Consider the following 21,187-nt stretch of genomic DNA (forward strand, 5'->3'; position numbering starts at 1 on the left):
GTATGGATTTTCTTTCATCCAAACGTTTCATCTCAATTACGCTCGCAATACTGATCGTTTTAAATCTTGCCCTGCTCGGAACGCTCTGGTGGCAAAACGTCAAAGCTCCAACGAAAAACGAAAAAGCGGTCAAAGCCCTTAAAGACACAAAAAAACAGTCGTTTTTCGAAAAAGAACTGAACCTGACCGACGAACAAAGCAAGGAGTTCAAGGCACTAAGACAGCAGCATTTTCAGGGAACGTTACCAGCTCTCGTAACGATCTCAAGCCTCAAGCGCAAGCTGATTCAGGAAGCGATCAAGAATGAGCCTGATACACTCGAAATCAAAGCCCTTGCCGAACGCATCGGATCATTACAGGCAGTCATAGAGTACAGGCTCGCATGGCATTTCAACGGTCTTTCAAACGTATGCTCACCCGAACAGCGGGATACACTGCAAAGCGTCCTTGAAAAAGTAACAGCAAAGCCGTATAAATTGAAGAGCAGGTTGTTTCTCAAACGAATACGACTTACCCCGATCAAGGATAAAAACGTCGCAGAGCAAGATACAACTATGGGCAAAGATCCTGGCAAACAATCAGAGGCAACGCCACAATGAAAAAGAAACCATTCAGCTGGAGAGCATTCATCAGTATCGGTCTTTTCATAGCATTTCTCATGTTACTTGTTTCAGGAATCGTGCTCTTTTTTGCTCCTCCCGGTAGAGTCGCAAACTGGACAAACTGGCAAATACTCGGGCTCAGCAAGCCGGATTGGCAAAATCAGCATACGTTATTCGGTCTTGCATTTATCATCCTCTCTATCTTTCACCTTTTTTCCATTAATTGGAAAGCTTTCTGGTCCTATATCATTACAAAAACCCACGATGGACTCGGCAGGCCTATCGAAATCTTCAGCATTCTTTTTCTTGCGCTGCTTTTTGGAATCGGCACACAACTGAAAATTCAACCATTCTCGGCAGTAATCGATTTCGGTGAATTTCTCTCGGCATCGTGGGAAGAGCCGCAACAAAGTCCTCCGGTGCCTCATACGGAAAGAATGACTTTGAGGGAAGTCGCCGAAAGATTCACCAGAGGCCAAAGCCCTGAATCACTGCAAGAAAAACTTGAAATGGCTGGTATTGCCGCCCCGTCTCTGGACCAGACGCTTGAAAGCATAGCACGTGAAAACAATACGTCAGCACAAAAAGTATACGAACTGTTAGGCATCAACGCCTCCCCGAAACCCGGTATGGGAAAAGGGCAGGGAAAAAACAGACGGTGACGTATCGACTCCCGAGAAAGACTCTTTTCCGTTCTTTCGGCTTTCTCTCTGGTTGCAATAACCCTGAAAGTCCCTTGCAGTCTGCGGCTATACCGAGCATTACAGCATCAACCTGGATTTTACGGTTGATATTGTGCCTACCCTTTTTATCTGTGATTAGTTATTCATTGTTGGCTTTGCTTTTCACCTTTGAACCGAGCAGCTTGAGAACATAGTTCACTTCATTCCTGAACACAACAAGAATAACCCCGAAATAGCAGATCGTCAAAACGGTCTCAAACCATATATCCTGCGTTCCTGCAATAACCGGGAGACGCGTACAAACAACCCCGATCACAAACAAAAGCAGCAACTTCCTCCACTCGTACCTGTTGGGGTACACTTTCAACGAGAAATACCCCATACAAATACTCATCACAACCGTGCCAGCAAGTATTGCGACCGCGGCACCCTCCATTCCCATCAACGGCACAAGCCAAAGACAAACCACCGTTGTAACACCTGCTCCAGCGAAAGTAACGACCGGCAGATATCTGGTGCTCCCGGTAATCAGGATACCGGCAGTAAGGTTGGTCGAGATCATATCGAAAATGTAACTGAAAAATATCCAGGGCAGAATTGAAAGCCCTATCCAGTATGCAGGAGGCAGAATATACAACCGATCAAAATATTGGTACCGTATCAGATCCGGAACATAAAAAGTCCCGGCAAGAGCGATAACCATGGCAAATACGGTCGAAATGCTCAGCACGTAACGAAAAAGTTTTTTTGCCTCGGGGTCCTCGGCATGCTGCAGGAAAAAAGGCTGCCACGCGAATCTGAATACCTGAATGAAAAGTTGAAGTAGAATACCGAATGCTGCAACGCGGCCGTAAATCCCGACAATATCGGACTGGGCGTATCCTGATCCGTAAATTCTTTCAATGTCTTCCAGCCTCATTCGTATAAGAACGTTCCGGTCTATAAGATGAACCAGCAACCCGGCAATCCCTGTAGGAACATAGGGCAACCCGATTCTCAGCATCTCACGTAGCGTGTTGGAAGAAAAAAAACGCCGGAACTGTCTGAACACCGGTAAAACGATCAGCAGGCTGATCGATGACCCCACAATATTGGCAATAAAAGCTCCTTTCAAACCGGCATTGAAATGCACGATCAATACAAACGCCGTGATAACCACAGCCACGACTCCGAACACCCTCGCGATTGCAAACTGAACGGCCTTTCTTTTCAACCGGAGATCGGCAAAAGGAATAACCAGCATCGCATCGAACCAGAGAATTATCGCTGCATAGCGTATAAATTCCTTTTGATTAGCCGACAAGCCTATCAACTCGGCAATTCCAGGAGCAAAAAACAAAATACAGGCGGTAAATGCGGTGGAAGTCAGAAGAAGTGAAATAACTGCCGTTGAAAAACACCGGGCACTGTCGCCTCCTGACCGGGCATCATCTGAAGCAACTTTTAGGTAGGAGGTCTCCATGCCGTAAGCGAACAGAACATTTGCAAGGGCGATGTTCGCGTATATCAGTGCATGCACCCCGTTGTCAAAGGTATTGAGAAGATTCGCATACAAAGGAACGAGCACATAGTTCAGACCTCGAGCCAGAATCGTGCTTGAACCATAAATAGCGGTATCTTTTGCCAGAAGTTTCAGCTTGTCGAGCATAGAACTCCAGCTTTATTGTCTCCCCTTTCGCTCAGCGCTTACTCGCACCCTTACCGTTACCGACAGCTTTCTCCGGAGGTTCATCCTGAAGTTTTTTCATCTTGTCGAAAGCCGGCCGCAACCTGCCATCTTTTTCCTCAACGGGAATCTTTGAAATAACATCTCTTAAATGCTTTTGAGCCTCAGCCTGCTGCTGCTTCAATTTTTCAAGCTCCTCGCCGGACAAACCAACCGGGTTATTTTCATCAATCAACGTGTCCCTGATCGATTCGATTTCCATATTCTGCTCTTCTTTCATATGCTTGACAAACTTTGACATAACAAAAAGAAGACCGAAAAAAATCGGCAAAGCAAAAGATAAAATGATGAGCCAACTCATAAATCCTGATGTTTTTTTGAAAAAAACGCAAAATCAGTTACAATCAGCCTGATTGCAATAAAATATCAATATTAAGTAGTTTTTATAAATATTTCACATGCAAAGCTCGCTATCAATCATTACTGTATCGGGAATCCGTAGCAGCTCATCCCGGCAAGCAAGCTGGTTGATGGAGAGATCCATAAATAACAGATACCGACCATGGACTTTTCTCAAGAGAAAACCGAAGTTATCGACACAGGAAAACAAACCATCCGTCAAGAAGCGAACGCACTCTCCCGCATCGCTGAACTGCTCGATCATAATTTTTATGATGCCACAGAGCTTCTCAGCCAATGCAAGGGGAAAATCATTATTTCCGGAATGGGAAAATCCGGCATCATAGGTCAGAAAATCGCAGCAACGCTTTCTTCGACAGGTACTACCGCACTCTTCATGCATCCTGCTGAAGCAGCGCATGGGGACCTTGGTGTCGTTTCGAAAGAGGACTGCGTCATCTGCCTTTCGAAAAGCGGTATGACTGAAGAATTGAACTTCATTCTCCCTGCATTGAGAAAAATAGGGGTTTCCATCCTGGCATTTACCGGCAACAAACGCTCATACCTTGCGGAGAAAGCCAATATCGTTCTCGATGTGAGTGTAGAGCAGGAAGCCTGCCCATTCGACCTAGCACCGACAACATCGACAACAGCCATGCTTGCCATGGGTGATGCACTGGCAATGTGTCTGATGAAAATGAAACAGTTCACGCATCATGATTTTGCCGTGACCCACCCAAAAGGATCTCTTGGTAAAAGATTAACCATGAAAGTATCGGATATCATGGCCACCGCCGAGGCGTTACCGCTTGTCGAAGAAACAGCCCTGCTTACCGATATTATTCTTGAAATGACATCGAAGCGTTTCGGAATGAGTGGAATAACAGACAATGCAGGAAGACTTACGGGAGTTTTTACCGACGGAGACCTTCGAAGACTCATTCAAAGCAAAAAAGACATTCTTTCATTACAGGCAAAGGACGTTATGACAAAAGGTCCCAAAACAGTTACTGCGGACACTCTAGCGGAAAAATGCTTAAGAATTCTCGAATCGCACAGGATAACACAACTGCTTGTCTGTGACAAGGACAACCACCCGGTCGGAATTATCCACATTCATGACCTCATCACGTTAGGCTTGTAAGAGTCTCTATCATGGGAAAAAAGCTGTCACCACTCGGTATATGGCCCCCATGAATGAACCGGATAGGGGTCGGGCTCGACATGTTTGAATGAGTCCCGGATGCCGTCAATGACACGCCAACTGCTCTCCACTGCATCCTGGCGGATAAAATTCATCTGGTCTCCGGCCATTGCATCGAGGAGTAGATGCTGATAGGGCGTCATCTGCTCGTGCTCAAAAGATGTCTTATAATCAAATTTCATAAAAACCGGATCGGTCACCAATTCTTTACCGGGTCTTTTGGATCCAAACCGAATAGCGATCGTTTCTTCAGGCTGGATTTGTATGATAATTTGATTTGCAGTGTAGCTGCAACTTTGAGGAGGACCGAAAAAGTTTTGCGGGGGACACTTGAATGTAATAACTATTTCAGTCACCTGTTTTGCAAGATTCTTGCCGGCCTTCATGATGAAAGGGACATCTTTCCACCGCCAGTTATCGACATACCATCGAACGGCAGCAAATGTTTCAACTGTCGAATCAGAAGCCACATTCTGTTCATTTCTATAGCCGTCATATTGTCCAAGCATAACATGATCCCGGACATTGTCTTTTGTCAATGGCCGCAGCGAACGGAAGACTTTCTCTTTTTCATCACGCACAGCGTCTGCACTCAGATCGACAGGGGGCTCCATAGCAATTGCCGCGAGTAATTGAAGACCATGATTTTGTATGATGTCTCGAAGCAGGCCTGATTTTTCATAATATGCTCCTCTGGTTCTGATACCGAAATCCTCAGCAATTGTAATACTGACATTCTCTATATATTGCCTGTTCCACAACGGTTCGAACATACCGTTGGAAAAACGGAACACAAGAATGTTCTGCACCGGTTCCTTACCAAGATAGTGGTCTATACGGTATACCTGCTCTTCATGAAAAACCCGGCCAACTATGGTATTCAGCTCACGAGCGCTCGTGAGGTCAAACCCGTAGGGTTTTTCAACCACTATTTTGCGCCATCCCCTGCAAGCCTCACTCTTACCTCCGAGATCCGCTTTTTCAAGATTATCAATAATGTGTGGCGCCAGGCTGGGCGGTGTCGCAAGATAAAAAAGCAGATTGCTGCATGAAGAGTCGCTCATAACCACCTTGTCTATTTCATGCCGCAAGAGAATATACCCTTCAGTTTCGGTCAAATCGGCACGAACATAGAAAAGGTTGTTGCAAAACAGGTCAAGAGTTTCGGTATTTGCAAGGGAATCAGGTGCATGTGCCTGAACGCTCTGTCTGGCATAAGCCCGAAACCCTTTATGATCAATCGCTGAACGGGCCACGCCTATAACCCTGTACTTCTCAGGCAACTGTTTCCAGCGGGCAAGCTGATACAGTGACGGCAAAAGCTTTCTCGACGAGAGATCGCTTTCGGCACCAAACAAAACAAAGGTGAAATTGTCGAGTTGCTGGTCCATGAGTTCCGATACTATTTTTCTTTCGGAGTAAATCCATGCCCGCCGAATTCATGACGAAGAGCCGCCACAACTTTATCCGAAAAATTGTCTTTCGATCGCGAACGGTACCTCCGGAACAAAGCATCTGCAATAACAGGAATGGCAACCCCCTTTTCAAGGGCGGTCTCAACCATCCATTTTCCTTCACCGGAATCGGCAATTTCCCCGGAAAGATAACCGAGTTCTCCGTCCTTCTCAAAAGCTCTCGCTACAAGATCCATAAGCCAACCTCTTATAACCGAACCGTTCGCCCATACTCTTGCAACTTCCTGATGATCAAATACAAATCCGCTGTTCTGGAGAACATCAAACCCTTCTCCAATAGCTTGCATCATACCATATTCAATGCCGTTATGAACCATCTTCGCGAAATGTCCTGCCCCACTTTCCCCCATATATCCATAACCACCGGATACACACATATCTCTGAAAAGAGGAACTAGCGACAAAAAAACCTCCCGATCTCCGCCGACCATCATACAAGCCCCGTTTCTCGCACCTTCAAGACCACCACTTGTGCCAACATCCATAAAACTGATCCCTCTTTCGGCAAGCGTTTTACTCCTTCTGACAGTGTCATGATAGCTGGAATTTCCGCCGTCTATGACAACATCACCATCTTCAAGTAACGGTAAAAGAGAATCTAGCGTCCTATCAACTGGCTCACCTGATGGAACCATAAGCCAGCAAACCCTTGGAACAGCAAGCTGAGCAACCATTTTTTCAAGTGACTCAGCAGGAGAAGCCCCCTTTCCAGCAAGCTTTTCAACAGCTTCTTCGGAAAGATCATACACAACCACTTCATGTCGGTGAGCAAGAATGTTTTCTACCATATTCTCGCCCATTTTCCCTAGTCCCACAAACCCCAGTTTCATCGATTATATTCCTCCGCTTTCTACATTCCCTTTCTTCATCCATCCTGCAGATTCGATTTTTTCTTTTAAAGTGGTAAACTGCTCCTCAAAATACGGCAATAATCGAAATGCTTTAGAAAGATCTCCCGACCTCGCTGCAGTTTCTATCGCTGCTGCTGCTTTCGAAAACAGCTGTCCACCAACAAGAAGCGCTGCGCCCTTTATAGCATGGGCTGTCAAATATGCTTTTTCAGCATCATTCTTTGTGATGGCAGCTTTCAATACCGTAATCTGCCGGGGAACATCGCCAAGAAAATTTTCAATAATAACGCCAGCAACATCCTTGTCCTCTTTTAGTCTCCCAAGCATTTCTTTTTCCTGAAAGATAGCGCTATCGTCAATCATACTATCATTGGAGTTGTTATTCTCATGTGTCGTAGTGAGAGAAAGCGTGAATGAGGACTTTTCCGCAAGATATTTCTCGAGCAGTAGCGTAAACTCGGATTTTCTTACCGGTTTTGCCATGTAGTCATCCATCCCCGCATCAAGGCATTTTTCTCGATCGCCTTTCATTGCATTTGCTGTAATCGCGATGATAGGCACCTGCGGGTTTTTTACATTGTGCTTTCCCTGCCTTGTACGTTTCGCTGTTTCGTATCCATCCATTTCAGGCATTTGACAATCCATCAAAACAAGATCATAACGAACCGCACCCATAGCCTGAAGAGCCTCGACCCCATTGTGCACAACATCGGCATTATATCCTTCTTTTTGAAGCATCGAAAGCAACACCAACTGGTTCACCTGACTATCCTCAACCAAAAGTATCTTGAACTTCTGCCTTTTCTTTCTCGGAATTCCGGAAACACCTCTGACAACCCTCTCCGAACGCTCCGGAACAGAACCCTTACACTTCATGATCTCAAGAACACATGCATAGAGTTCCTTCCCTCGTATAGGCTTCTGCAAATGCGCACTTACATATTTCCACGGAATCCATTGTAGATCTGCAGTCGGCTCTGAAGGGGTCAAGACAACAAGAGAGCTTTCTTTAAGCACCCCTCCTATTGTTTGAATGGTCTCTTTTATTTTGCGATCATAGCTCGATACGGCAATCAAAACAATATCCCAGGGCACAGCTTTTTCTGCATCCTGTTTAATTTTCTTCAAGCCGGAGCCACAATCCACAGCCTCATCAAAAGAACAGTTCCAGAGCGAAAAAAATATTTTAATCAATTTTCTGGAAGCCATACAGGGATCGATCAGAAAAACCCTCACACCAGAAAGCTGGACGTTTTTCTCATTCGCATGCGTTTCCGATCGACTCTGCTTGACAAGGTCAATCGAAAACCAAAACATGGAGCCCTTGCCAAGAGCGCTTCTTAAGTGTATTCTCCCGCCCATTTTTTTGGCGAGCTTGTTTGAAATGGAAAGCCCAAGTCCTGTTCCACCATACTTCCTGATAGTTGAACCATCAGCTTGCACAAAAGGTTCAAAAATTGCTTCTATACGGCTTTCGTCAATACCGATACCGGTATCGGACACAGTAAAACGCACCCGTACATGGTCTCCGGATGCTTCTTCGAGCTCTACGTTCACCAGAATTTCACCTTCATGAGTAAACTTGACAGCATTGCTGATGAGATTGACAAGTATCTGTTTGATTCGGCTTGGATCTCCTTTTAAACGAAAAGGAATATTGTAATCAGGTAGAAAAGTATAGTTGATCCCTTTTTTTCTGGCTCTATATGCAAACATCTCCATGATCTCTTCCAACAGATCCAGCAGGTCGAAATCGATCTGCTCGATTTCAAGCTTGTCAGCCTCTATTTTTGAAAAATCAAGAATGTCGTTTACCAGGTAAAGCAGGTTTTTCCCACTTGCATTGATCGTTTCGACAAACTTTCTCTGCTCTGCATTAAGCCCGGACTCAAGGAGGAGCTCAGACATACCGATAACCCCGTTCATCGGTGTGCGAATTTCATGGCTCATATTCGCCAAGAACTCGCTTTTAGCCCGATTTGCCGCTTCTGCCTCGGTTGCCATTCGGTTTGCACGAGAGATCGATTCCTCCAGCTTCCGGTTCGCTGTCATCAGCTCGTTTCTTGCCCTGTTAGCATCCTCGACAAGATTTATAAGCGCATCCCTCTGCTGCCGCTTGAGGATCTCGGGATCCACATTTTTTTCGTGCTGCTTTTTTTCAGAATAACCGCCTTTGTTATTTCTGGCTTCTCTGCTTACAGCGTAAAGCGGGGGATCACCAAGCTTGGCACAAAGCCTGTTAACCTCTTCTTTAAGCTCGAGATTCCGCTGTTCTCTGCCAACCATAAACCGATTGAATCGCTCGAGATCATCGAGCGAACGTTTAAGCTCCTTCTCTATTCTCTTCCGTTCGGAAATATCGGTAGATATCATCACAACCGAGGTCACGCTCCCATCTTGAACACAAGGCCCAAACCGTGACTCGACATCAACAACCGTGCCATTCTGTAGCTCGATTCTGCTTTCCAGCTTCGCCTGTTTACCCGTCCTGAAAACCCTGTCAATCGTAGTATGGTAAATCTCGCGCTGATCCCCGGCAATATGCTCGCAGAAGTGTTCTCCTACCGCCATTCCCTTCCCGTGACCTGGCATACCACGGTTGAGGTAAATGATCTTGTGGGAAGCATCGACAGCAACGATCGTATCAGGACTGTTAGAAAGTATCGAGCCCAGAGTATTTTCACTTTTACGAAGCGATATGAGCGTGGCATCGAGTTTTTCTGTCGACAGCTCAAGTTCATAGTTTTTGTCCTCGAGCTGTCTTCTCAAATCAGATAACTCTATGGACTTTCTAATCAAGTTTATATTCTGATCCCTGAGAGCATTCTGCTTTTCAAGCAGTTCCTGCTCTATCTTTTTACTCTCAAGAGCCTGATACTGCAAAATATTCAACTGCAGCTCAAGTTCTTCATATGAAGGCTTTCTAGTTTTCCTGCTATCCATTTGTTTGAGAAAGGATTATGCCGATCCAAGCACCCATAGAACCACGGTTTCATTATGAAACTTGGCTTCTGCGAGCTTTTCAACAGAGCTATCGATTGGCCCGATCTCTCCATAAGTATAAAAACCTATAATCGGTACGTCGTATCCGAGGCACTTCCGGACGACCTCAACCTCTTCGGAAGTTCTTCTGCCAAGTACAAGTTTTCGTCCAACACAGCTGAACATGACGATCAGTTCCGGTTTTACGCCTCGAAGACGTCCCATTGCCTGTTGAGCTGCCTCACGTGCACCGTTGATAACATCTCCTCTTGAACCGGATGTAAGCGTTACGGCACTGCCTTCAGGTATGGAAGCTGTGAAAGTAATAGTCCCTTCTTTCTTATCCACGTTCAAGCCGCAACGAAGCTGAAAATACCTTTCACCAGAGGAACCCGCATCTTCATCGATCAGCCCGAATGGATACTCCATACAGATCCCTGGCAGTCTCTTGAAACGCTCTTCACCAAGAAATTCACGATACAAACCCAAGGCGCTGACATTATCGAATTCTTTGACAACGTTCCCTTCCGAAGAAGTACAGTAGAAACTATTGCCTATGGACTCAAAACCACTTCTCACACCTATACCGGTTCGAAAATCCCCTTTCAGAGAAACAAGAAGACCAACAATGGCATCCCGGTAAACCCTGCCGTTATAATATTGAAACGTATGCTTGAAACGCATATCATCACCGAGATACCCTCCGACAATCTCAAAGCTTTTTCCAAGAACGTCTTGAAGACCTTTAAGCACTTTCAACCCATCACCACCCATTCCGTTAGGAAACACCAGCAGAGAAGACGCCTCTTCGATAACGGCACCGGAACAGATATCAGCAATCAACGCCCTGGCGCAGGCATCTTCATCATTGCTCATATGCAATCCGATTCCCGGATCAAATGTTAACATCGGGGAGGTTATTGCCATAACCACAACCGATCCTTCGGAAAAACCCTCCGGCGAAATTTCTCCGGCAGTTGTTCCACCAACCATTGGAACTTCTCCGGCTACGGCATTAATCCCTGACAACAAAGCTTTATGGTCAAACCGCATTGCTCCGAAAACAATCAGAACATCTGCTTTTCCTTCTGTTTTTTCAAAAGCGAGCTTGCACGCTTCTGCACCTGCATCATGAGAGTTTTCAAGATGACTCGTCCCAACACCAACGGTTAATGCAGACATTTTTTTGATACTTCAGTTGAGCATTTCAACCTACCCCCATGCGGATAAGCTATCCCGTTTCTCATCCAAGAAAAAACTCGTATGAATGATGATTGCTTGCTATACCTGGAGATACCGGGGGAAACTTTAGCTTACGCAAAATACTTATTTTATGCATTATTCCCACCTTTGCCGAGCCCTAAAATAGCCGAAGATAAGAATCAAAAAGCATAGTTGAGATATTTGAAAAGAATCAAATAACACCGTTTTTGGATACAGTATAATCCAACAGAGAACCGTTGATTCTTTCGTTGAGAGAACTGTCGGACGGAAGTGCAATTACGTAATATCTAATCGACCAGATAATACTCCAGGGTGGAAACGACTCTAACTTTTTTTATGTGGGGAGTATTACTGTCGCGATCTGTAATAGAAAACTGCCCCTGGCTTGCACGTTTGATTTTTCCAAGGCGGCTGCCTGAATCAGCCGCAAACTTTTCGGCAACAGCTCTGGCGTTGTTCGTTGCCGACTCTATCATGGCAGGTTTGACTTCGTTGAGCTTCGTATACAGATACTCGGTACGGGCTTCATAATTCTCTCCGGCAATGGCGATTCCCTTGCTTCCAAGTTCACTGAGGTTTCCCCTTGCCTGTCTTATCCGTTCGATATCCTCACTATAAACGCTCACCGTCGACCGCCCTGTATAACGAAACCTGTAACGGCTTGCATCACCATACCCCTGCGCTTGACGGTCGGTAAACGATGGTGGAGAGACTGAAATTTCTTTCTCTGAAAAACCTTTTTGCAGCAAAAAATCCCTAACACTATCATTTTGCTCTGTCAATGCCTCGACGAGAAATGAAAGCTCATCGGCTGTAACCGAAAAAGTAATGGGCCAGATAGCAATATCGGCATGAACCTCACGCTCAGCCAATCCTTTTACCTTCACTGTTCTTTCATATGCCTTGAAGCGAGTGAATCCTTCGGCAATGACATATGCCGATACAATGAGCCCGACACAAAGCAAAGCTCCCAGTATAAAAGATTCTGCTATTCGTTTTTCTTTCATGAGACCTGAATCTGCATTGTTAGCTTGCACTCTACGGTAATAAGTTATGAAATTGCTGCATTTTTCTATCGCTCACCATCAAGTTCCTTTGTGCTCACATTCTTTACTATTTTTGCTGAAACCAAAGGGTTATACCTCATGAAATGAAAAAGACATTTTTTACAGTTACCGCTCGACTGAAAACAATTATGGCTCCAGTGAAACATATGGATAAATGACTCAACAAAGTTCGTTCATCGCTAATAAATTTGCATCTCATTAAACGATTGTTGAGATTTTCATAGAGAGGTGCATCTACGGTGTTCTATTCACAGGTATTCAACTGTAATAGATTATGGGCAGTAATATCGACCACGATGTTTTCAAAGACGCGGATTTTCGCCAGTTCCGGGAAAACCTGAGAAAAGAAACAAAAATCCTGATGGACTGGTTTTCTTCGGATGTTTTCGAAAAAAAAGGCGACATGTGCGGTTTTGAGCTTGAAGGCTGGTTGGTAAACGAAAACTACACCCCTGCCCCTCGAAACGAGGAGTTTCTTAAAAGGGTCAAAAGCCACCTCGTCGTACCGGAGCTATCGCAGTATAATTTTGAAATAAATACCACTCCTCAACCTTTCGATAAAAATCTCCCGGTCTATTTGCGGCAAGAGCTGTCAAAAACCTGGCGATCTTGTGCTTCCAATGCAGAAACCATGGGTTGCAAAATACTCATGATAGGTATTCTCCCAACTATCGAGGACCGAATGCTTACCTTGCAACACATTTCTCATCTGCAGCGGTATGCAGCCCTGAACCGAGAGATACTGCGTTCAAGAGAACGCAAGCCACTGAAAATCCATATCGAGGGAGAACTCGAAACACTCGATGCCACACATCATGATGTTATGGCCGAGGCTGCAACGACATCGTTGCAGATACACCTGCAGGTTTCACCCACCACTGCCGCCCGCCAATACAATATAGCACAGATACTATCCGCTCCTATGGTTGCACTCACGGCCAACGCGCCCTTTCTTTTTGGCAAGAAGCTTTGGAATGAAACCAGAATACCGCTTTTCGAACAGGCTGTCAAGCTGCCGTCCTTTTACGACAAGACCGGCAGGGTCATTTCAAGAGTGACATTCGGAAGTGGTTATGTCCGTAGCTCTCTAAAAGAAATATTTCTCGAAAATCTCGATGGCTTCCCCATACTTCTTCCTGAAATATTCGATGAAGATTTCAACTGGTTGAATCATCTGAGACTTCATAACGGCACTATCTGGAGATGGAACCGTCCATTGATTGGTCTCAACGACAAAGGAACGCCTCACTTGAGAATCGAGCATCGCATCCCCTCTGCAGGCCCGTCTATTCCGGATGTCATAGCAAACATCCTCTTTTTCTATGGGGCAATGTGCTACTTGCTCGAAGAGGACAAGCCTCCTGAGCAGGACATTCCCTTTGAAGACGCAAGAAAAAACTTCTATCTGGCTGCAAAAGAGGGACTCGATGCCCACATCGTATGGAAATCAAGAAAGCGATCGACTGTCAGGGAAATTCTGCTGGAAGATCTCCTTATTGGAGCAAGCTGCTCTTTAGAGAAAAAAGGAATTGATCTTGAACAGATACGGTATACTATTGATGAAATACTCAAACCTCGTGTCATCACCGGAAAAACCGGCTCAACCTGGCAAAAAGAGTATATTGATCATCACGGCCCGCAGTTTCAGGAGATGACCCATGCATATCATGAGAACCAAAATAAACAGCTACCAGTACACTCATGGAAAATCTAAACCAAGTAACGGCTAAACCTCAACTTAACCTTTACAATACAATCCCGGAATACCTTGCCGACATCCGGGTCGAAGAAATAGATTCGATCCTTCCCGGTCCATCGCTCATCTCAATCAAAGGCAATATCTCCCCACCCATTTTCATTTCGGTACTGCTGCATGGCAATGAAACAACGGGCTTTCTTGCCATCCAGCATCTCATCAAAGAACTGAACCTCACCACCAAACCAGCCCCGAGAGATATTATTCTTTTTATCGGAAATATTGCAGCGGCAAAAAAAGGTGTACGCAGACTTGAAAATGAACCCGACTATAACCGTATCTGGAATGGTGAAAGCCTTCCGGAACACCAATTGGCCAAGGCTGTTCTTGCAAAGCTCTCTCAGCAGCAACTGTATGCTGCCATTGACATACACAACAACACAGGTAAAAACCCTCACTACGCCTGTATCAACAAAACAGATCCTGCTTTTATACATCTAGCCCGCAGATTCAGTAAAACAATCGTTTATTTTACAGAGCCTCACGAGGTCATTTCAATGGCCCTCTCCCGTCATTGCCCTTCCGTCACCCTCGAGTGTGGATTCTCAGGTAAAACCGAGGGTTTCAATCATGTCTACAACTACCTTGTTCAATGCCTCACGATGCCTGCAGAAGAGCTTTTCGGTCCGCCGTCGAACAAGCACAACGATATCTATCATACCATTGCAAAAATAACCGTTCCCGAAAATTCGCATCTTGGATTCGGAAACTGTGAGCAGAACGTCGACATATGCTTCAGAGACGACCTGGAAGAATTGAATTTCACTTCCGTACCCAAAGGGACAAGACTTGGCATTTCAGGAAAAAACCACAGCTGCTTGACGGTTATGGATAACAGCAGCAGAGATGTAACAGATCAGTATTTCCGTGTTGAAAATCACGACATTGTAACCAGAAAAGAACTTATCCCTTCGATGTTCACGAAAAACGAAACGATTATCCACCAGGATTGTTTCGGCTACATCATGGAACCATATCCGATCGATGAGCAAATACGATAACCGGCTTTCGATAAGGAATTGGTTAACACGTTGCAGGCTTACCGAACGTTGATAAGCAGCAAGAAGCTGGAAAATACAGGCAGAGCGAACAAAGGGAATCTTCTTTCTGTGCCGTCGTCTTCCATGTAAGCGAAGCACCAGGGGGATTACTGTCAGGAGTAAACGAGAGCGAATCGGGATTATACGTTTTTGACTTTTAACTTTTCTTCTTTGCCTTTCTCCTGATAATTTCCTCGTACTTTTCGATCAGAGCCCCGTTGATAACAGGCCAGGACATTTTCTCCGCTAACTCCAGACCATTCTGCCGCTTCTTTCTGTAAAGCCCTTTATCAAGGATCAACTTCGTACAGAAATCAAAAAATTGCTCATGATTACCTGCTTCAGCGACAAACCCCCCGTCTGAATGCCGAACAAGTTCCTGACACCCTCCGACATTGGAAACAACTGCAGGAAGCCCTGATGAAAACCCTTCCAGAACAACGTTTCCGAACGCTTCAGTTGTAGAAGGAAACAGAAAAAGATCGCTGCTTGCGTACGCTTCAGGCAGATCGGTACCGACAAGGTATCCGGGAAACACTGCGTTTGGCATCCTCTGCCGAAGTTCCTCCTCCTCGGGACCGGAACCGATCATGACAAACAATACGTCGTCTGCAAGGCTGCTTCTGCGGAAACCATCGTACACCTCCATGACTATCCGGATATCCTTGTACCATACAAATCTTCCTGCATACGCAATCACGGTCTTTTCCCCCACGCCCCAGGAATTACGCAGTGAATCGGACCTGCGGTCAGGATTGAAAAGCGTCCTGTCGATACCTCTACCCCATACATCAACGCTATGCATCCCTTTGGACTCGAGCCTGGTCTTCATCTCGTAGGTAGGAGCAAACAAAGCATCACAGGCATTGTAAAACTTCCGTAAATGCTTCCAGACAAAATTTTTGGTGAAACCGAGTTTGTAATAATCAAGATAGGAAGGAAAGTCCGTGTGGTAAACACTGACAACAGGCAACCCTCGCTTTTCCGCATATTTCAGGAACCTGTTTCCAACGATATCCGGTGTTGAAATCTGTACAATATCCGGACCGAAATCATCCAGTTGCGTTTCTGTCGAGGCTGTAAAAAAACCCAATTTGTAATCGGGGTAAAGAGGAATAGGCACCGAAGGTATGGCAATTACCTTTTCATGGCGCTCGTCAATCGAAGCAACATCCGGCGACCATACCATCACCTCGTGCCCTGCCTCGAGAAAGGAGGTAACGAGCTGATACATGGATCTGACTGCACCGTCTTTATCTTTTACGTACGTCCCGGCATAGAGAGCTATTTTCATACCCTTTGCAAAACATCGTTACAATTCCTGAATCAGCGGCAGGACATCCAAGAGAACTCAACCGTAAAAAAGCCCACTGCCGCAAACCTTTGCCGGAAAATGTAACATTTCCAGGGTAAAAACCCACGATATACCCAAAACCACGGGGTTATGATTATACAGTGAAAAGCCCGTCAAGATCAGACAGACATTGCGATAACATCCGGTTTGACAAGGCGCTCGAAATCCGTATATGAAAGCCTGAGAAGCTCCTTATGATTACCTGCGCTGAAAACAATTTCCGCATCCTCGGCAAGTTCTTCGGCAACATAGGTTTTCATGCCGTAAAGATTTCCAAAAGGCGGCATGGCTCCAACCTCACAGCCGGGGAACATATCAGCGAAGTCCTCTTCAGAAGCAAGCGTCACATTTCCTGTACCGGCAGCATCCTTGAGCTTGTCGAAATCCAGCTTGTTCGAGGCCGGAAGCACTGCCATGGCCAGCTTACCGTCAATGGTCACCATAACGGTTTTTGCAAGTTCCTTTCCCGGAACATGTGCGGCAGCCGCGATTTCCTGAGCCGTGTAGGCAGGCGAATGGCTGATAATGAAGTACCTGATGTGATGACTGTCGAGAAAATCCCTGATCTTGCGTATCGGCATAATTATTCCTCCTCTGACGTTTGATGAATGTCTCCCACCAAGCCTATGCACCTGAAACGGGTAAACACCGCATCGAGCACACTGAAGAAAACATGCAATGACAATAATTTACGTGTACTCAGAGGAAAAAACCTAAAAGAACGGGTTAAAAAGAAATAAAAAGGGGCGGTCACAAAAAGCCAAACACGAAAAGAAGAGACCATCCACCTCCACAATCATGCCGCACTGAATGCGGCCTCCATACTGACTTTCTTTGGAAAATGAATCCCCGGGCTCGGCCCGGGGATGACTACATAACAACAAACTACAGGACTGATGAGGCAGCCTCTTAAAAAGCCGCAACCATGCGTTTAAAACCTTAAAAATTCACCCTGACACCAGCCATGATGTTATGGCTCGCAATACTGACCTCGACGTCATCGGCAGGACTTACATCCTCTGTCGCAAAGTACCGGTAACCAAGATCGAGCATGACGTTCGGTACCGCAGCGATGCCGACCCCTGCACCGAACTGGTATGCAAACACCGTATCATCATCGCTGTCATCATCTCCATAGTCGAAACTAACGTTTGCAACACCTGCGCCAGCTGTCAGGTATGGCGTAACTATCGAAACCGGCATTTCGATATCCAGATAGCCATTGGCCATGAAAGAAAGAATGGAGACTTCTGCATCCACATTATCGGCAAGCTCGATTCCATTAACCTCATCCCAATCATTGACCTGGTATCCTACAGCACCTTCAATACGGTACATTCCTCCATCGAGGCCCAATGCACCATTGACCGCAAAACCGGCTTTGTACTCAATGGCTTCCTCGGTTGTCACACCCCATTCTTCGATATCGGAATCACTGAGCAGAGCAAGACCTGCCGAAGCACTCACATAAGGGGTTGCCGCTCGAGCAAGCGGTGCCGATGCAAAAAAAACCAGCAGAGCAACACATAGGCTCGTAAACTTTTTCATGGTATTTCTCCGTTTGATTAGCTGTTACAACCGGAACAAATGAACGTGTTCCTATCAACGATGTTACTCAAAAAAGCTCCGAAAATCAAGAGTTTCCGTCATCTTTCAACTGCCTAAGCAAAGGTAATGAGTCACGATAACCCGTTTCGATAAGCTGAGGTACCTGACGGGTATCGACAAGGCTGAACGCCCCCAAATCAAGCTCGATTTTCAGATCCGCTTCCTCTGTTTGCATGGCGGTTGTCGCTTTCAGCGTACTGTAGAAAGCATTAAGCAGCAGGTCGACAATATTATCCGGTTTTCTGAAAATGTGGCTGCCCATGAGATCCACACAAACAAAAGGGCGCCGTCCAAGTTCAAGCAAAGGGGAAAGCGGAACATTTTCCATCAACACTCCGTCAACCAGCATACGTTCACTGATCTCAACCGGTTTGAAAACAGCGGGAATACAGGAACTGGCCATCACCGCTTCTGCAACATCACCTTGCTTCAAAACAATTTTCTCACCGCTACCGATGTCGGTCGCAACAATTGCCAGCGGGACGGAAGCCTCTTCGATTCTTCTTTTCCCCAAAAGCTTCCTGACAATACGACCAAACTTTTTATTGGACAACAAACCGAACTGTGAAAGCGTAAGCCCGCTGAGATCAAGCCAGTCAAGATCGAGAGCGATATTCTCAATCTCACGCCAACCCATACCGAAAGCACGAAGAGAAGCGATAAACGACCCGATGCTTGTACCAGATAACGCATGTACCTCGATAGCAAGCTCGTCAAGTGCACGCAATACCCCGACGTGTGCCGCTCCGAGCACAGCTCCTCCTCCAAGTGCAAGACCGATTGACGCTTTTTTATCCATACCTGTTCACCGCCTTCGTTTCATCTCCCCGCTCTTTCTTTCGCTTGCGGAGCCGGTGCTCAATGTGGGAAAAGTTCATCCGAACAAACGAAACAGTTTTCGCAACCATTTGAATTTCATTTCACTGAAAGGAGGGTAACGCAAAATGTTTTCGGGAAGCGTTCTTTTTACATGAACGCTTCTCGAACGGGAAAAGGTTTCAAAACCTGCTTCCCCATGGTATGCGCCCATCCCGCTCTTTCCAGCTCCTCCAAATGGCAGAGCTGGAATTGCAGCCTGAAACATGAGATCATTGATACATACCCCACCGGAACGGGTATTTTTGAGCATATACTGCTGAAAAGAACGGTCCCCGGAAAAAATATACACGGCTAACGGGTGGTGGAACGAACGCATTACAGCTAACGCTTCATCCGGCTCTGAATAGCCCAACACCGGCAATATGGGGCCGAAAATCTCCTCCTTCATAACCCGCGAAGAAGGAGAAACCGCACGCAGAACCGTTGGAGCACAGTAAAGACGCTCGGGATCAATCAAACCGCCCGTCACCACGACACCATCGGCAAAATATCCAGCAAGCCTTTCAAGATGTTCAGGAGTTATAATCGCAGGATAATCCGTACTGAGCTCCGGCCTCGCTCCATAAAAAGCATCGATTGCACCTTTCATGCAGTCGAGCAATTCTTCTTCCACATCCCGATGCACTAAAACATAATCCGGAGCGATGCAGGTTTGCCCGGCATTGAGAAACTTCGCCCAGACAACTCTTCTCGCCGCCACGGGGACATTGGTGTGCCGATCGACAACACAGGGATTTTTTCCTCCGAGTTCCAGGGTGACCGGGGTAAGATGCTTCGCAGCCCTTTCCATAACCTGTTTACCGACACTGCCTCCTCCGGTAAAAAATATATAGTCAAACGATGTTTCAAGAAGCTTACTGCTTTCCTCGACACCTCCGAGAAATACTTTTATCGCCCTCTCATCAAGATACCGTCCGGGAACTTCTGCAAGCAACCCCGAAATTGCCGGCGCTTGTTCGGAAGGCTTGATCAGCACACAGTTTCCGGCAGCGATCGCGTTGATCGCCGGTGCAATCGCAAGCTGCAACGGATAGTTCCAGGCCCCCATTACAAGCACAACACCGTATGGTTCGTGGAAATAATAACTTCTGCCCGGCTGATATCGAAAGGGGGTAATGACTTTTCGGGTCCTCATCCAGGATTTCAGATGCTTCAGTGCAACATGTATTTCGGTCATCAGATAGTGAATCTCTGTAAAAAACACCTCAGCTCGAGGCTTACGGAAATCACTCTGCAGCGCATCGTAAATATCCTTTTCACGTTCATCCAGAAAACACTTCAGTCCAAGAAGTTGACTTTTGCGCCATTCATATGAACGAGTCGTCCCACTGTCAAAACACTCTCGGAGTTCATGCATCAGTTCCGAAACATGACGAGCGATATCTCTTTCTTTATCGTTTTTCATAAACGAGAGATTTGGTCCCGTAATACCACCTGGTATCGAAAACTTCCCGCTTGATCAGAAGCGACCCGACCGAGTTGTGCTATAATACCGCCACAAGACTCTTATGCACCTCTGCGATCATTCATTACATTGCTTTTTCTTTTAATGTATCAACAAACCGTACAACTTTTCACTATGGAATGGTTATCACAACCGGAAGCATGGATAGCTCTGGTAACGCTCACCGCACTGGAAATCGTGCTCGGCATTGACAATATTATCTTCATTTCCATCATCGCCGGACGCCTGCCGGAATCGCAAAGAAGCAAAGGCAGGATCCTGGGCCTCGGACTTGCAATGATCGCCCGTATTGCCCTGTTACTTTCCATCACATGGGTCATGAGTCTGACAACGGGCTTGCTCACCGTTCTGCAGCATGAAATCTCAGGACGTGACCTGATACTTCTCGGCGGAGGACTTTTTCTGTTAGCCAAGAGCACTCATGAAATCCACCACAGCCTCGAAGGCAGCGGCCATACAAAACAACAGTCCGTCACAACAAGTCTTACCTCGGCACTTGTGCAAATCACACTCATCGATATTGTTTTTTCTCTCGACTCGGTCATTACCGCCGTCGGCCTGGCTGAGGAAGTTGCCGTGATGATCACCGCCATCGTCATCTCAATTATCATCATGATGCTTGCAGCAAAATCCATCAATGATTTTGTCGATCGCCATCCTACGATCAAAATGCTTGCATTGAGTTTTCTGATCCTTGTCGGGGTAACACTGGTTGCGGAAGGAGCCGGGGTTGAATTCCCCAAAGGGTATATCTATTTTGCAATGGCTTTCTCTGTCAGTGTAGAAATGCTCAACCTTCGTCTGCGGAAAAAACAGGCCGAACCTGTTCATCTGCATAGATCCGCAACTCTTGAATCTGCAGAAGAGTAGAAGAAAATCCTTCGCATCGACCGAGGAACCGACAATACAGCCAAGATGTTTTTTATTCCATA

The 21,187-nt window shown here is 46.1% G+C and carries 18 protein-coding genes; 6 read left to right on the forward strand and 12 right to left on the reverse strand.

Annotated elements, in window-relative coordinates; translation table 11 throughout:
• The first annotated feature begins 2 nt into the window (after nucleotides 1-2).
• The gene (locus tag CR164_RS04440; protein ID WP_110022740.1) at nucleotides 3-599 is read left to right on the forward strand and encodes a Spy/CpxP family protein refolding chaperone; all 597 of its coding nucleotides are present in this window, start codon (nucleotides 3-5) and stop codon (nucleotides 597-599) included.
• Nucleotides 596-1,264: a DUF4405 domain-containing protein gene (locus tag CR164_RS04445; RefSeq protein WP_110022741.1), complete on the forward strand. Its 669-nt coding sequence runs from the start codon at nucleotides 596-598 to the stop codon at nucleotides 1,262-1,264. The genes CR164_RS04440 and CR164_RS04445 overlap by 4 nt, the downstream gene beginning before the upstream one ends.
• A gap of 160 nt (nucleotides 1,265-1,424) precedes the next feature.
• Here CR164_RS04445 and CR164_RS04450 read toward each other — a convergent pair whose 3' ends face one another.
• Together CR164_RS04450 and CR164_RS04455 are read right to left on the reverse strand one after the other, a co-directional pair.
• Nucleotides 1,425-2,933 carry a lipopolysaccharide biosynthesis protein gene (locus tag CR164_RS04450; protein WP_110022742.1) on the reverse strand — a complete coding sequence of 503 codons (1,509 nt, stop codon included), beginning with the start codon at nucleotides 2,931-2,933 and terminating at the stop codon, nucleotides 1,425-1,427.
• Between the two features lie 31 nt (nucleotides 2,934-2,964).
• Complete coding sequence (locus CR164_RS04455; RefSeq protein WP_110022743.1) at nucleotides 2,965-3,312, reverse strand: hypothetical protein; 348 nt, start codon at nucleotides 3,310-3,312, stop codon at nucleotides 2,965-2,967.
• Between the two features lie 201 nt (nucleotides 3,313-3,513).
• Here CR164_RS04455 and CR164_RS04460 point away from each other — a divergent pair, with 201 nt between their 5' ends.
• Complete coding sequence (locus CR164_RS04460) at nucleotides 3,514-4,494, forward strand: KpsF/GutQ family sugar-phosphate isomerase (RefSeq protein WP_110022744.1); 981 nt, start codon at nucleotides 3,514-3,516, stop codon at nucleotides 4,492-4,494.
• A gap of 26 nt (nucleotides 4,495-4,520) precedes the next feature.
• Here CR164_RS04460 and zwf read toward each other — a convergent pair whose 3' ends face one another.
• The 5 genes from zwf to CR164_RS04485 all read right to left on the reverse strand — a co-directional run bounded on the left by zwf (nucleotide 4,521) and on the right by CR164_RS04485 (nucleotide 12,093).
• Nucleotides 4,521-5,945, reverse strand: a complete 1,425-nt coding sequence (gene zwf / locus CR164_RS04465) for a glucose-6-phosphate dehydrogenase (RefSeq protein ID WP_110022745.1) — start codon at nucleotides 5,943-5,945, stop codon at nucleotides 4,521-4,523.
• Between the two features lie 11 nt (nucleotides 5,946-5,956).
• Complete coding sequence (gnd, locus tag CR164_RS04470) at nucleotides 5,957-6,859, reverse strand: phosphogluconate dehydrogenase (NAD(+)-dependent, decarboxylating) (protein ID WP_110022746.1); 903 nt, start codon at nucleotides 6,857-6,859, stop codon at nucleotides 5,957-5,959.
• A 3-nt stretch (nucleotides 6,860-6,862) separates the two neighbouring features.
• The gene (locus tag CR164_RS04475; protein ID WP_110022747.1) at nucleotides 6,863-9,823 is read right to left on the reverse strand and encodes a hybrid sensor histidine kinase/response regulator; all 2,961 of its coding nucleotides are present in this window, start codon (nucleotides 9,821-9,823) and stop codon (nucleotides 6,863-6,865) included.
• 15 nt (nucleotides 9,824-9,838) lie between these two features.
• Nucleotides 9,839-11,044 (reverse strand): FIST signal transduction protein, encoded by a 1,206-nt coding sequence (locus CR164_RS04480; RefSeq protein ID WP_110022748.1) that lies wholly within the window; start codon nucleotides 11,042-11,044, stop codon nucleotides 9,839-9,841.
• A 329-nt stretch (nucleotides 11,045-11,373) separates the two neighbouring features.
• The gene (locus tag CR164_RS04485) at nucleotides 11,374-12,093 is read right to left on the reverse strand and encodes an SIMPL domain-containing protein (protein ID WP_110023037.1); all 720 of its coding nucleotides are present in this window, start codon (nucleotides 12,091-12,093) and stop codon (nucleotides 11,374-11,376) included.
• A gap of 334 nt (nucleotides 12,094-12,427) precedes the next feature.
• Here CR164_RS04485 and CR164_RS04490 point away from each other — a divergent pair, with 334 nt between their 5' ends.
• Entirely contained in the window at nucleotides 12,428-13,867 is a 1,440-nt protein-coding gene (locus CR164_RS04490; protein WP_110022749.1) for a glutamate-cysteine ligase family protein, read from the forward strand.
• Complete coding sequence (locus CR164_RS04495) at nucleotides 13,855-14,910, forward strand: M14 family metallopeptidase (protein WP_110022750.1); 1,056 nt, start codon at nucleotides 13,855-13,857, stop codon at nucleotides 14,908-14,910. The genes CR164_RS04490 and CR164_RS04495 overlap by 13 nt, the downstream gene beginning before the upstream one ends.
• Before the next feature lie 196 nt (nucleotides 14,911-15,106).
• On the opposite strand, the gene CR164_RS04500 is transcribed toward CR164_RS04495, so the two are convergent.
• The 5 genes from CR164_RS04500 to CR164_RS04520 all read right to left on the reverse strand — a co-directional run bounded on the left by CR164_RS04500 (nucleotide 15,107) and on the right by CR164_RS04520 (nucleotide 20,195).
• Nucleotides 15,107-16,243 (reverse strand): glycosyltransferase family 4 protein, encoded by a 1,137-nt coding sequence (locus tag CR164_RS04500; RefSeq protein ID WP_110022751.1) that lies wholly within the window; start codon nucleotides 16,241-16,243, stop codon nucleotides 15,107-15,109.
• 179 nt (nucleotides 16,244-16,422) lie between these two features.
• Nucleotides 16,423-16,884, reverse strand: a complete 462-nt coding sequence (locus tag CR164_RS04505) for an aminoacyl-tRNA deacylase (protein WP_110022752.1) — start codon at nucleotides 16,882-16,884, stop codon at nucleotides 16,423-16,425.
• Between the two features lie 358 nt (nucleotides 16,885-17,242).
• A complete protein-coding gene (locus CR164_RS04510) occupies nucleotides 17,243-17,851 on the reverse strand; it encodes an outer membrane protein (protein WP_110022753.1) in 609 nt (202 codons plus the stop codon).
• A gap of 85 nt (nucleotides 17,852-17,936) precedes the next feature.
• Nucleotides 17,937-18,710 (reverse strand): patatin-like phospholipase family protein, encoded by a 774-nt coding sequence (locus tag CR164_RS04515; protein WP_110022754.1) that lies wholly within the window; start codon nucleotides 18,708-18,710, stop codon nucleotides 17,937-17,939.
• A gap of 75 nt (nucleotides 18,711-18,785) precedes the next feature.
• Nucleotides 18,786-20,195, reverse strand: coding sequence for an aldehyde dehydrogenase family protein (locus tag CR164_RS04520; RefSeq protein ID WP_110022755.1), 1,410 nt, complete (start codon nucleotides 20,193-20,195; stop codon nucleotides 18,786-18,788).
• A 174-nt stretch (nucleotides 20,196-20,369) separates the two neighbouring features.
• On the opposite strand from CR164_RS04520, the gene CR164_RS04525 reads away from it, so the two are divergent.
• Nucleotides 20,370-21,125 carry a TerC family protein gene (locus tag CR164_RS04525; protein ID WP_110022756.1) on the forward strand — a complete coding sequence of 252 codons (756 nt, stop codon included), beginning with the start codon at nucleotides 20,370-20,372 and terminating at the stop codon, nucleotides 21,123-21,125.
• The last annotated feature ends 62 nt before the right edge of the window (nucleotides 21,126-21,187 follow it).

It is taken from the genome of Prosthecochloris marina (assembly GCF_003182595.1).
GTDB lineage: Bacteria > Bacteroidota > Chlorobiia > Chlorobiales > Chlorobiaceae > Prosthecochloris > Prosthecochloris marina.